Annotated in this window: 15 protein-coding genes; 11 read left to right on the forward strand and 4 right to left on the reverse strand. The window is 37.9% G+C overall.

What is annotated here, in order from left to right; all coding sequences use genetic code 11:
- Window positions 1–88: 88 nt before the first annotated feature.
- Window positions 89–979: a phosphate ABC transporter substrate-binding protein PstS family protein gene (locus tag IGK86_RS07225; RefSeq protein ID WP_002357425.1), complete on the forward strand. Its 891-nt coding sequence runs from the start codon at window positions 89–91 to the stop codon at window positions 977–979.
- 41 nt (window positions 980–1,020) lie between these two features.
- On the opposite strand, the gene pnpS is transcribed toward IGK86_RS07225, so the two are convergent.
- Window positions 1,021–2,796 carry a two-component system histidine kinase PnpS gene (gene pnpS / locus IGK86_RS07230; RefSeq protein WP_010707533.1) on the reverse strand — a complete coding sequence of 592 codons (1,776 nt, stop codon included), beginning with the start codon at window positions 2,794–2,796 and terminating at the stop codon, window positions 1,021–1,023.
- On the reverse strand, window positions 2,793–3,503 hold the full coding sequence (locus tag IGK86_RS07235; protein ID WP_002360193.1) for a response regulator transcription factor: 711 nt from the start codon (window positions 3,501–3,503) through the stop codon (window positions 2,793–2,795). Before IGK86_RS07235 ends, pnpS begins: the two co-directional genes overlap by 4 nt.
- Window positions 3,504–3,665: 162 nt before the next feature.
- Between IGK86_RS07235 and IGK86_RS07240 the strand changes: the two genes are divergently transcribed.
- The 3 genes from IGK86_RS07240 (at window position 3,666) to ffh (ending at window position 5,975) form a co-directional block, all read left to right on the forward strand.
- Complete coding sequence (locus IGK86_RS07240) at window positions 3,666–4,130, forward strand: DUF523 domain-containing protein (protein ID WP_002357428.1); 465 nt, start codon at window positions 3,666–3,668, stop codon at window positions 4,128–4,130.
- Window positions 4,131–4,213: 83 nt separating this feature from the next.
- Window positions 4,214–4,552 carry a putative DNA-binding protein gene (locus IGK86_RS07245; protein ID WP_002357429.1) on the forward strand — a complete coding sequence of 113 codons (339 nt, stop codon included), beginning with the start codon at window positions 4,214–4,216 and terminating at the stop codon, window positions 4,550–4,552.
- Between the two features lie 4 nt (window positions 4,553–4,556).
- A complete protein-coding gene (gene ffh, locus IGK86_RS07250) occupies window positions 4,557–5,975 on the forward strand; it encodes a signal recognition particle protein (RefSeq protein ID WP_002361897.1) in 1,419 nt (472 codons plus the stop codon).
- Between the two features lie 74 nt (window positions 5,976–6,049).
- Here the strand turns inward: ffh and IGK86_RS07255 are convergent, their stop codons facing one another.
- Entirely contained in the window at window positions 6,050–6,805 is a 756-nt protein-coding gene (locus IGK86_RS07255; RefSeq protein WP_010707535.1) for a MerR family transcriptional regulator, read from the reverse strand.
- Between the two features lie 117 nt (window positions 6,806–6,922).
- Complete coding sequence (locus tag IGK86_RS07260) at window positions 6,923–7,477, reverse strand: NADPH-dependent FMN reductase (RefSeq protein WP_002357432.1); 555 nt, start codon at window positions 7,475–7,477, stop codon at window positions 6,923–6,925.
- Between the two features lie 141 nt (window positions 7,478–7,618).
- Here IGK86_RS07260 and IGK86_RS07265 point away from each other — a divergent pair, with 141 nt between their 5' ends.
- The 7 genes from IGK86_RS07265 to IGK86_RS07295 all read left to right on the forward strand — a co-directional run bounded on the left by IGK86_RS07265 (window position 7,619) and on the right by IGK86_RS07295 (window position 12,217).
- Window positions 7,619–8,422 carry a GNAT family N-acetyltransferase gene (locus IGK86_RS07265; RefSeq protein WP_174116540.1) on the forward strand — a complete coding sequence of 268 codons (804 nt, stop codon included), beginning with the start codon at window positions 7,619–7,621 and terminating at the stop codon, window positions 8,420–8,422.
- Between the two features lie 146 nt (window positions 8,423–8,568).
- Window positions 8,569–8,844: a 30S ribosomal protein S16 gene (gene rpsP / locus IGK86_RS07270; protein WP_002357434.1), complete on the forward strand. Its 276-nt coding sequence runs from the start codon at window positions 8,569–8,571 to the stop codon at window positions 8,842–8,844.
- Between the two features lie 11 nt (window positions 8,845–8,855).
- Window positions 8,856–9,101 (forward strand): KH domain-containing protein, encoded by a 246-nt coding sequence (locus IGK86_RS07275; protein WP_002357435.1) that lies wholly within the window; start codon window positions 8,856–8,858, stop codon window positions 9,099–9,101.
- Window positions 9,102–9,221: 120 nt separating this feature from the next.
- A complete protein-coding gene (locus tag IGK86_RS07280) occupies window positions 9,222–9,788 on the forward strand; it encodes a DUF1269 domain-containing protein (protein ID WP_438742256.1) in 567 nt (188 codons plus the stop codon).
- Window positions 9,789–10,002: 214 nt separating this feature from the next.
- On the forward strand, window positions 10,003–10,944 hold the full coding sequence (gene rnz / locus IGK86_RS07285) for a ribonuclease Z (protein WP_002360200.1): 942 nt from the start codon (window positions 10,003–10,005) through the stop codon (window positions 10,942–10,944).
- The gene (locus IGK86_RS07290; RefSeq protein ID WP_010823712.1) at window positions 10,945–11,733 is read left to right on the forward strand and encodes an SDR family NAD(P)-dependent oxidoreductase; all 789 of its coding nucleotides are present in this window, start codon (window positions 10,945–10,947) and stop codon (window positions 11,731–11,733) included. It begins immediately after the preceding gene.
- Between the two features lie 16 nt (window positions 11,734–11,749).
- Complete coding sequence (locus IGK86_RS07295; RefSeq protein ID WP_010707540.1) at window positions 11,750–12,217, forward strand: LapA family protein; 468 nt, start codon at window positions 11,750–11,752, stop codon at window positions 12,215–12,217.
- Window positions 12,218–12,262: the final 45 nt, after the last annotated feature.

The raw sequence follows: 12,262 nt of genomic DNA on the forward strand, positions 1-12,262 counted from the left end.
CTTTACCTTTTATTTACATTTAATTGAAACAGAATTAACAGAGTCTTGGTAGACTAAACTTGTAACTAATTGAAAAGGAAGTGCAAAGATGAAAAAACGTGTAATTGCAGCAACTATGCTGAGTCTAGGGTTATTATTAACTGGGTGCGGAGCTCAAGGAGGCACAACTGAAAAATCCAGCGAAGCGGATAGTAACAAACCAGTTAAAATTGTCGCTGTTGGTTCCACCGCTTTACAACCGTTAGTAGATGCTGCGAAAGATCAATTTACACAAGAACATCCTAATTATACAGTTTCTGTCCAAGGTGGCGGCAGCGGAACAGGACTTTCGCAAGTTGCAGATGGCGCAGTGACCATTGGAAATTCCGATGTGTTTGCCGAAGAGAAAGATGGCGTGGATGCCTCTAAATTAGTCGATCATCGGGTGGCCGTGGTTGGTATGGGACCAGTGGTCAACAAAGAAGTCGGCGTGAAGAATTTAACGAAGCAACAATTGATTGATGTCTTTACTGGCAAAGTCAAAAACTGGAAAGAAGTGGGCGGCAAAGATCAAGAAATCGTCGTAATAAACCGCGCAAACGGAAGTGGCACCCGAGCAACATTTGAAAAATGGGGCTTAGATGGAGCTAAACCAGTTCAATCACAAGAACAAGATTCTTCGGGAACAGTTCGTAAAATTGTTGAACAAACACCAGGAGCAATCAGCTATTTAGCTTTTTCTTATATGGATGATTCCACCGTTGCCTTAAGCATTGATGGTGTTGAACCAAAAGAAGAACACGTGAAAGACAATTCATGGAAAATCTGGTCTTATGAACATATGTATACAAAAGGGGAGCCTAATAAAGAAGTAAAAGCCTTCTTAGACTATATGGTCACCGATGATGTTCAAAAAACAATTGTCAAAGACTTAGGTTATTTAGCCATCACAGATATGCAAGTAGAACGTGATGTAAATGGAAAAGTAACTGAAAAATAAACAAAAAAACTCAGCCAATAAACAGGATTGGCTGAGTTTTTTTAGGCTTCTTTTTTTGTTAAAGGCAAGGTGATTGTAAAAGTGGTCCCTAAGCCTAAGTGACTATCAATGGCGATTTTACCGCCTAATAATTCTGTGTAATTTTGGACAATGGCTAGACCTAGACCGGTGCCACCAGAATGACGGCTACGTGCTTTATCGACACGATAGAACCGTTCAAAGATCCGTTCTTGGTCTTTTTGACTAATGCCAATGCCAGTATCTTGAACAGATAAACGTAATTGCTGATTTTCTATAGCATAAGAAATAGTAATCTGACCATTTTCTTGGGAATACTGAATGGCATTTTCAATTAGATTCTTCACGATTGGATAAAACAATTCGTATTTGGTGAAAAACTGGCTCTCTGGCAGACCATGAACGACTGTTTTCAGCTGTTTTGCTACCAATTGTTGCTGATAAGAGCCGAGAATTTCTGTAATAAATTTTTCTAAAGTAATTTCTTGTTCTGCATAAGGAATTGTTGCGCTGCCCCGAGAAAGTTCTAAAATTTCTTGAATTAATTGTTGCAGACGCTGGGCATCTTTTTGCATGATGTGCAAAAATTGATCAAGGACTTCCGGATCTTCTTTGGCACCGTCTATGAGTGTCTCGGTAAAGCCCAAAAGAGAAGTGACAGGCGTTTTTAATTCATGAGACACGTTTGATACAAAATCTTTTTGCATTTTTTCTAGTTGGCGAACGCGCGTTAAATCATAGGCAATTCCTAACACTTGATAATCATTGGCGCTTTGATCATCCAAGTAACGAAGAGAAAGATCTAAGCGTAAAGGTGTGGGTCCTTGTGTCACAGTGATTTCTTGATGTAAACTGTTTTTTTCAGCAACGACTTGATGGATTAAATGAATCAAATCGGCGTCTTGAATCACTTCAAGATAATTGCTTTGCATATTTTTAGCAGAGAGTCCTAACATTTCCTGCATTTTAGGGTTCAACAGACGAAGCCGTCCTTGCGTATCAATGATAAAGACACCAATCATCAACTCATCTAAAAGTTCGTGAAATTGCTCATCCGCAGACGTATACGCTTTATACGTTTGACTTACTTGTTGACTCAGTAAGTTAATAGTTTCGTAAAGTTCATTCCATTCAGAAGATTGCTGGATAATGGATCGATTTTCATCTGGATGTTTAAGCATTCGTTTCAGAATCGGTAAGACAGTCACTAGCGGTTGATTTTTTTGCCGTAACAATAAAAAGATAAACAAGGTAATTAGTAGGAACAAAATGCCAAATGTAAAGATAATATAGCGACGAAAAGATTGAATATTTTTAGAAAATAGCGCGGTTTGTTCCGAAATCCGAATAATGCCAACGATTTCTCCTGATTTTAAAACAGGCGTGGCAACGTACAGAAGTTCTTTATTTAACGTTTTACTCTTTCGTAAAGCTGAACCATAGGTAGCTCCTGATAGAACCGCAGCGATTTCAGGTCGTTTTTTGTGCGACTCTAGCGGTTCATTTTGGCTGCTGTCAAAAAAGACGGTACCATTTTTTTGCAACAAAGTTACCCGTTCTTCTGCATCATCTAACGCATGGGTGACAAGGAGTTGTTGTTGGTTTGTCAGTTGTCCTTTTTCGAAAACGGAAGGGGGCAACTGGTCTGTTAAAAGGGTATTTTTTCTTCTTAAATAGGTTTCTTGCTGAGCAACCATTTCTTTTTGAAAGAAAAAATTGGTCGCTGCAATACTCCCGACAAATAATAAAAGCATGACTGCCGCAACTAAAAAATATTCAATCCGCAGTCTCTTTTTCATCGTTTTGGCTCCTGAAAACGGTAGCCGAAGCCACGGACAGTTACTAAGTAAACGGGCCGTTTGGGATCGGGCTCGATTTTATCACGTAAATGACTAATGTGGACATCGACGATGCGACTTTGTCCAGCGAAGTCATATTGCCAAATTCGCTCCAACAAGGTTTCCCGATTAATGACCCGATCTTTGCGTTTCATAAAGTAAACGAGTAATTCAAATTCTTTCGGTGTTAGTTCAATGGGCTGATTGCGCACAAAAACTTCATAATTTTGTTCATCCACACGAATCTCGCCAATCACAAGCGGAGCTTTAGGTGTGTCCTCTTGAAGCGGTTCGGTCGTGGTAGGTTTTAAACGACGAAAAATAGCTTTCATGCGTGCTAGGACTTCTCTGGGACTAAAAGGTTTTGTTAAATAATCATCTGCCCCAATTTCCAAGCCAATGATTTTATCTACTTGTTCATCTTTGGCAGTTAAAATCAAAATAGGCGTGTCAATTTTTTCTCGACGAAGTGCTTTGGTAATTTCTAAGCCATCCATACCAGGAAGCATTACATCTAAAATTATAAAATCATATTGATTAGACAAAGCTAATTCGAAGCCGTTTTTACCATCTTCGGAAGTAGTCACCTGATAGCCTTCTTTTTCCAAATTAAAGGTTAACAAAGTTAAAATCGATGGTTCATCATCGACGACAAGAACTTTTTTCATTTACATAACTCCTTCAAGAAATTTCTGAAAATAAGTGTATATTTCACTATTGTTAGTTTAACATATTTTTAGAGGAAGAACGTACTTTAAAGTAAGCGAGAATGCTACTTTTGAGAAAAGTCAACTCATGGTATAATAGAGAAATGAAATGAGGAGAAGCGAATGATTGGTATTAGTAGTTGCTTAGGTGGGATTTGTTGCCGTTACGATGGAAAATCTCAAGAACAAGAAGCGTTAAAACAACTTGTAACTAATGGAAAAGCAATAATGATTTGTCCCGAAGTTTTAGGAGAGTTGCCCATTCCACGTCCGCCAGCAGAAATCATTGGCGGGGACGGCTTTGATGTTTGGGCGAATACTGCTTATGTATATACGGATAATGGGGAAGATGTCACTGAGGCGTTTAAAGCAGGGGCACAGCGCGCGTATCAAAAATTAAAAACTCAACAAATTACAACCTTGATCTTGAAAGAAAAAAGTCCCAGCTGTGGCAGCCAGCTGATTTATGATGGACAATTTTCTGGCATTAAAAAAGCTGGAGTTGGAGTCGCAACTGCTTATTTTATTCAACAAGGAATGACCGTTTATTCTGAAGAAACATGGCAACTTGCGGACATTTCTTTTTAAAAGGTAAAAACTTAGTAAAAAAAGATTGACTATTCCCTATGAAATCGGTAACCTATAAGGGATTGAAGATGGGAGCACGGCTCATGGAAATGGAAAAAACAAACCGCATGAATGCGTTATTTGAATTTTATTCGACATTATTAACGGAAAAGCAGATGAATTATATGGAGCTTTACTATGCTGATGACTTTTCTTTAGGAGAAATTGCGGAAGAATATGAGGTTAGTCGCCAAGCGGTTTATGATAACATTAAACGAACCGAAAAAATTTTAGAAGAATATGAAAAAAAGTTACATCTTTATTCAAACTATGTTGTACGGAAAGAATATCTTGAACAACTACAGCAGTATGTTCAAGAAACTTATCCCAAAGATAGTGAAATCAAAAAATATATTGAACAAATTCAAGAAATAGAGGAATGAAACTATGGCTTTTGAGAGTTTAACAAACCGCCTACAACAGGCAATGAGTAAAATCCGTCGTAAGGGAAAAGTTTCCGAAGCCGACGTAAAAGAAATGATGCGAGAAATCCGTTTGGCTTTATTAGAAGCCGACGTTAATTTACAAGTGGTCAAAGATTTCACAAAACGTGTCAGAGAACGGGCAGTAGGAGTCGAAGTATTAGAAAGCTTATCACCCGCCCAACAAATTGTAAAAATTGTTGATGAAGAATTAACGAAAACGTTAGGTTCAGAAACGGTTGAACTGAATAAATCTCCAAAAATCCCGACAGTGATTATGATGACAGGGTTACAAGGGGCTGGTAAAACAACTTTTACTGGTAAATTAGCAAAACACTTAATGAAAACTGAAAACGCTCGTCCGCTTTTAATCGCTGGTGACGTTTATCGTCCAGCAGCGATTGATCAGTTGAAGGTTTTAGGTCAACAATTAGAAGTTCCCGTTTTTGATATGGGAACAGATGCTAATCCAGTGGAAATTGTTCGTCAAGGGTTAGCATTAGCAAAAGAAAAGAAAAATGATTATGTCTTAATTGATACGGCCGGCCGTTTACACATTGACGAAGCTTTAATGGACGAATTGAAACAAATTAAAGAGTTGGCTGATCCCAATGAAATTCTGTTAGTTGTTGATGCGATGACGGGGCAAGATGCTGTCAACGTTGCAGATAGTTTTAATGAACAGCTTGGAATTACTGGGGTTGTTATTACCAAAATGGACGGCGATACTCGTGGGGGGGCTGCGCTGTCAATTCGGGCAGTAACGGGCGCTCCGATTAAATTTGTCGGTTCTGGTGAAAAATTAACCGATTTAGAAATTTTCCATCCCGATCGTATGTCGAGTCGTATCCTAGGTATGGGGGACATGTTGACGCTAATTGAAAAAGCGCAACAAGATTACGATGAGAAAAAAGCAGAAGAACTTGCTCAAAAAATGAAAGAAAACAGTTTTGACTTTAACGATTTCATTGAGCAATTGGATCAAGTTATGGGCATGGGACCGATTGAAGACTTATTAAAAATGATCCCTGGAATGAGTAACATGCCTGGTATTGAAAATGTCAAAGTCGATCCAAAAGATGTGGCACGGAAACGGGCGATGGTCTTATCAATGACCCCTGCAGAACGTGAAAATCCTGATCTATTAAATCCTAGTCGCCGCCGCAGAATTGCAGCTGGTTCAGGAAATAGTGTGGTTGAAGTCAATCGTATGATTAAACAATTTAAAGAATCCAAAAAAATGATGCAACAAATGTCCAAAGGGGATATGAACATTCCTGGTATGGATCAAATGTTAGGTGGCGGCGTTAAAGGCAAGCTAGGTAAAATGGCCATGAATCGTATGATGAAGAAAAACAAAAAGAAGAAAAAGAAAAAAAGATAAACAGGCTTTAGTTAATTATTGGAAGAAACAGAAAGTGCGCCATCAGTCGAAGAGACTAATGGCGCACTTTCTGTTTAAGCGTAGTTTTGGATAATTGCGTTTAATGCTTCGGCAAAACCAGCACCGTGTTGTTCATAATATGACGTAAATCGTTCATCGCCAACATACATAAGGCCTAACCCTTTGTGTGCTTCTGGCGAATAGCTTGACCAAGAGTACATTAACCAATCTTTGTGTAATTGGAAAATTTCTTGCGCAAGTTGCCTAGTCAACTTGGGTGATTTTTGATACATGGCTAACTTAGAAAATAAATCTTTTTCCACGTTCTGCATTGCTTGCATGTCTTTTTCCGTCAAGTTTAAATATTTTTTGTTGGCTTGTTCAATCGTTTCGTTGCCATATTTTTCCCGAATCTCTTTACCATATTTTTCTTCGTTTTCTTGAACTCGTTGTTGTTTGAATGCTTCGAATTTTTGCTGATCTGACATGTTTATCTCTCCTTTGTAATGGTGTAAGGTTTGTTGAACAGAGGCTAAAAGACGATCAATTTCATTGCGCTTTTCCAATAGTTTTTGTTGATGCTCGTATAAAGCCTGTTCAACATTAAAGTCAGGTTGCTCCAAAATTTCTTTAATTTCATCTAGTTTCAGATCCAATTCACGGTAAAAAAGAATTTGTTGCAAACGATTCACCTCGGCTTGCCCGTAAATTCGATAACCAGAAGAATTAATTCTGGCTGGTTGAAGAAGACCAATTTCATCATAATATCGTAACGTCCGTGCACTGACGCCAGATAGTGAAGCCATTTTTTTTATTGTATATTCCATCATTCATTCCTCCTGACAAAATCTATCATAAACCTTTACGTAACGAGAGGGTCAAGCAAAAAAATAAAAAAAGTGAGACAACCTGTAAAAAGTTGCCTCACTTTTTCTCGATTGATTCAATTAGGCAGTTAAGCGATTAAAGAAATCCACGTAAGCATCTACAATTGATTGTAAGAAGCCAACAGTGCCATCAATAATTTTACCATCTTCACCAATTAAGTTCGTAATACCGCCAATATAGGCTTCAGGTTGTTGTAAAGTTGGAACATTTAAGAAGACTAATGATTGTCTTAAATGATGGTTCGCACCAAATCCGCTAATTGCACCTGGTGAAACACTCACCACAAGTCCTGGTTTTTTATCCCAAACGCTTTCGCCATACGGACGTGAACCGACATCCAATGCATTTTTTAAAACAGCTGGTACTGAACGGTTATATTCTGGTGTTACAAACATTACGCCATCTACTTGTTTAACTTCTTCACGGAATGTTGTCCAAGCTTCGGTGGGGGTTCCTTCATCATCCAAATCTTGATTGTATAATTCTAAATCACCAATGTTAATAAAAACAGGTTCGAAATCAGCTGGAAATAAGTCCGCCATTGTTTTTGCTACCAATTTGTTAAATGAATCTTTTCTTAAACTCCCTACAAAAATACCAATTTTTTTTGTCATGTAAATCCCTCCATTTTTCTTTTACTTACTTTATGATAGTACTTTTTCAAAAAAAGCGCAAACGTTTTATCCTTGTACATTGTTGAACTTCGTAACTTCACGTATAATAGCTAGTAAAAGGATGAGTAAAGGAGCAACTGCTTGAATAAAAAAATAAATTGGCGCCGACAATTAACACCGTCGGAGAAACAAACATTGACTGAATTAAGAAACAAGGAAATGATTAAACAAGGAACTTTTTATAAATTGGAACAAACATTTCCTGAGGAATCAGCTTATACTTATTATGGTTTATACAGGAAGGGACAAGCCATTCAAGCGTATATCGTAGGGTATTGTTTTGATGGGGAAACCTTGGAAGCGACGATTGTTGCGCCAAATGTAGGGCCATTTTTTGAAGAACTTGTTCAAGAACTCGAAAAGCAAGCAGCTTTGTGGGGAATGAAAGAAGTCTTTCTCGTGATGGACGACAAGCAATCTGTTGGCCTGAATTATTTTAATAGACAAGGAATTGTGCCAGCTTTTTCAGAACAGTATCTGGTTTTTCAAAGAGAAACTTACTCACAGGCGTTGGCGAAGCTGACACTTCTCCGACCACAAGCGGCTGATTTGCATTCCTTGGCTAGGTTACTAGAAGGTACGCCTTTGCCGGAGGACCTTCAACGAACACTTATTTATAAAGAAAACAATCAACTTTTAGCCACGCTACGTTTGGATCATTTTGAAAACGAATGGGGGATTTATGGCTTTGTTGTGACAAAAACGCAACGAGGTCGCGGTCTTGGCCGTCAAGTGTTACAGTCTGCGCTCCGAATGATTTTAGAAAAGTCAGCCTCAGCGACTATTTTTTTAGAAGTTGAAACAGAAAATCAAGCAGCGCTTCATCTCTATCAAACAGAAGGCTTTCAAGTGAGAAACCAGTACAACTATTATCAAATTTTGTAAAAATTCTTCATTATTTCGTTTGTTTTCCTGCAAATTGGCTAAAAAAATTGAAAAAAAGTAAAGGTGTCAAGAAAAAACTCTTTACAGGTTGTTGTTAATCTGTTAAACTAACTCTTGTGATTAAGTTAATGGAGGTGTATTTAATAATGGCAGTTAAAATTCGTTTAAAACGTATGGGTTCTAAAAAGAGTCCTTTTTACCGTATTGTAGTAGCTGATTCTCGTTCTCCTCGTGATGGACGTTTCATCGAAACTGTAGGTACTTACAACCCTTTGAAAGACCCTGCAGAAGTAGTTTTAAAAGAAGATTTAGTTTTAGATTGGTTATCTAAAGGTGCGCAACCTTCTGATACAGTTCGTAACATCCTTTCAAAAGAAGGCGTTATGAAAAAACATCATGAAGCTAAAAACGTTAAGAAATAAGGTGATTGAATATGGCAGATGTGAAAGAGTTAATTTTAACTATTGTCCGTCCGTTAGTCAGTCAACCTGAAGCAGTCTCATTAGAAATTGAGGAATCAACTGATTTCCTCGAGTATAATTTGACTGTGGCCAAAGAAGATATTGGACGTATCATTGGTAAACAAGGGCGTGTTGCAAAAGCAATTCGGACAATTGTTTATAGTGTACGTATCGATGGTCCGAAAAAGGTCCGCTTAAATATTCTTGATGGTAAATAAGCATTAACAAGGAGGTAGCCTAGCTATCTTCTTTTTTTATACATAACCAAAAAGTTTTCATTGCTAGAGACAGGCCTTTCTTGCTAAAATAGATGTATCCAGAATAAAGGAGCGATTTGTATGGCAAAACGAATTATCATTATGAACTTTGATATTGAAAGTAAATCGTACCAAGCATTTTCCGAAATAAAAAAGATGCAGGCAGAAAGACAGCTTAAAGGTGAGCAAATGGCGGTTGTTACGCATGTTAATGATGGCCAGCATCAATTTAAAATCAATGATTTTATCGATTTTACAGGCAACAATCATACATCAAAAGATAGCATGATTGGGATGCTAGTAGGCATATTAGGTGGTCCTCTGGGCATTCTTTTTGGCTGGTTTGCTGGAAGTATGTATGGTGCAAGCAAAGACGCCAAAGAAATTCAAGAAGCACAAACGGTTTTTGAACATGTGATTCAAAAGATTGATGAAGGACAAACGGGATTATTATTAATTGCAGAAGAAGAAGACAACCGTCCGCTCAACCAATTGATTATGTTTGACTTAGGTGGCGAAATCACGCGGCTTGATTTAGAGGAAGTCCAACAAGAAATTAACGATGCGAACGAAGTTGCAAATGAAGCGAAACAATCGTGGCAAGCAAAAAAAGAACAACATAAAGAAGCGACATCGAAAGAAGAATAAGGATCAAAGACTGTTTTCTGAATAAAGGGAAACAGTCTTTTAAAATACTAAGAAATCACGGTTTTTTATGGTAGTTTGCTAATTATTTGTTATTTTATCGTAAAATACGGTAAACTAAGAAGAAAACTTTGAGAAAATAGATAAATTATTATTTGCTAAAGGAGCAAACTTCTTCTAAAATAAAAAGGAAGTTTAAAAGAAAGTATGGTAGCAGATGGAAATACAATTTTTAGGAACAGGCGCTGGTGTACCAGCAAAACATCGCAATGTCACAGGAATTGCGTTGAAATTATTAGATGAACGAAATGCAGTTTGGCTCTTTGATTGTGGTGAAGGGACGCAATTGCAAATTTTAAAAAGTAGTATTCGCCCAAGAAAAATTGAAAAGATTTTTATTACACATTTACATGGGGATCATATTTTTGGTTTACCTGGTTTGTTAAGTAGTCGTTCTTTTCAGGGCGGGACAGAACCTTTAGAAATCTATGGACCAGTTGGGATTGCTGATTTTGTTAAAACTTCTTTACGGGTCTCGCAATCGCGGTTGTCCTATCCACTGAAATTTATTGAATTAACGAAAGAAAATGACGTTATTTTTAAAGATAAACAATTCACTGTTCGCTGTAATATCTTGGACCATGGCATCACGAGCTTTGGCTATCGAATTGAGGAAGCAGCGCATGAAGGAGAATTACAAGTAGAGAAACTTCAAGCTTTAGGGATTCCTTCTGGGCCGTTGTATGGCAAACTCAAACGTGGTGAAACGATTGTTTTTGATGGACAGGAAATTAATGGACAAGCGTTTGTGGGAGAGCGTAAACCTGGACGAATCGTGACGATTTTAGGAGACACTCGCAAAACTAAAAATAGTGTAACCTTAGCACGACGAGCGGATGTTTTAGTCCATGAAAGTACGTTTAATAAACACGAAGCAAAAATGGCAAAAGCCTACTTCCACTCAACCAGTCAACAAGCAGCTGAAGTTGCAAAAGAAGCGCAAGTAAAACAACTTATCTTAACGCATATTAGTGCCCGTTATTTAACCAAAGAGGCCTATCAGCTTCAAGAAGAAGCCCAAGAAATTTTCCCCAATACAAAAATCGTGAAAGATATGGATATCATTGAGATTCCATTTGCCAATGAAGGAGGAGCTTAGATGGATTTAACAAATAAAGTCGTTGTCGTAACTGGAGGTTCAGCTGGTTTAGGTGAACAAATTTGTTATGAAGCAGCTAAACAAGGAGCGGTCGTCGTTGTCTGCGCCCGCAGAATTAATTTGATTGGTAAAGTTCGCGAGCAGTGTGCCACTTTAAGCGGACGAGAAGCATTTTCTTATCAATTAGATATTGCCGATCCAGAAAGTGTTGAACGTGTGGTTGAAGCTATTTCAGCAGAAGTTGGTCCTATAGATGTTTTAGTCAACAATGCTGGTTTTGGCTTGTTTGAAAATTTTGTTGAAATTGACTTGGCTGTTGCACGCCAAATGTTTGATGTCAACGTTCTAGGAATGATGACGTTTACTCAAAAAGTAGCTATTAAAATGATTGAAGCTGGGCAAGGACATATTATCAACGTTGCTTCAATGGCTGGGAAGATGGCTACAGCTAAATCAACCGTTTATTCTGCAACGAAATTTGCTGTGTTAGGTTTTTCAAATGCTTTACGTTTAGAATTGAAACCGTTGGGTGTAGCAGTAACGACTGTCAATCCAGGACCAATCCAAACAGAATTCTTTGATAAAGCGGACCCGACAGGCACTTATCTAGCTGCGGTGGATAAAATTGTTTTGGACCCTACGAAATTAGCGAAAGAAGTGGTTGGGAGTATGGGGACTTCTCGACGTGAGATTAATCGTCCGTTTGTCATGGAAGCAGCTGCCCGCTTTTATACATTGTTTCCACATTTAGGAGATTTCATAGCGGGAAATATTTTAAATAAAAAATAAAGGAGTCGATCAAGTCATGAAAAATCAATGGCGTGTTATTTTGGGCCTTGTGTTGGTCTTAATTGTTGTTATTTTTGCTGTTTTAAATAATCAAGCTGTTCCAGTAAACTTTGGTTTTACTAAAATTAGTGGACCGTTAATCTTAATTATTTTAGGTTCTGCAATTATTGGCGCACTAGTTGGGTTACTAACCTCCACAACCACTATTTGGAACCAACGTAAAGAATTAAAAGCTGTACAAAAAGAGTTGGATATTTATAAAAATGATATGGATAAATTAGTCAAAGAAGAAACGGAAAAAGTTCAACGTTCTTTTGATAATCAATTGGCTGATTTGCAAGCCAAACAAGCGGCAGCACCACAAGTCTCAGAACCAGTGGTCAACGAACAAACATCAAACACAGAAGTAGACGCAACGCCTGTGTCAGGTAGTCGTATTGATCGTTATGTGAAACCTCGTGTGAATGAAGAGGAACAAAAATAAGGAAGAGACTTTATCGCTAAGTTTCTTTTAAAATAAAACTGTGAT

The organism is Enterococcus sp. DIV1206 (assembly GCF_051712485.1).
GTDB classification, from domain to species: Bacteria; Bacillota; Bacilli; order Lactobacillales; family Enterococcaceae; genus Enterococcus; species Enterococcus faecalis.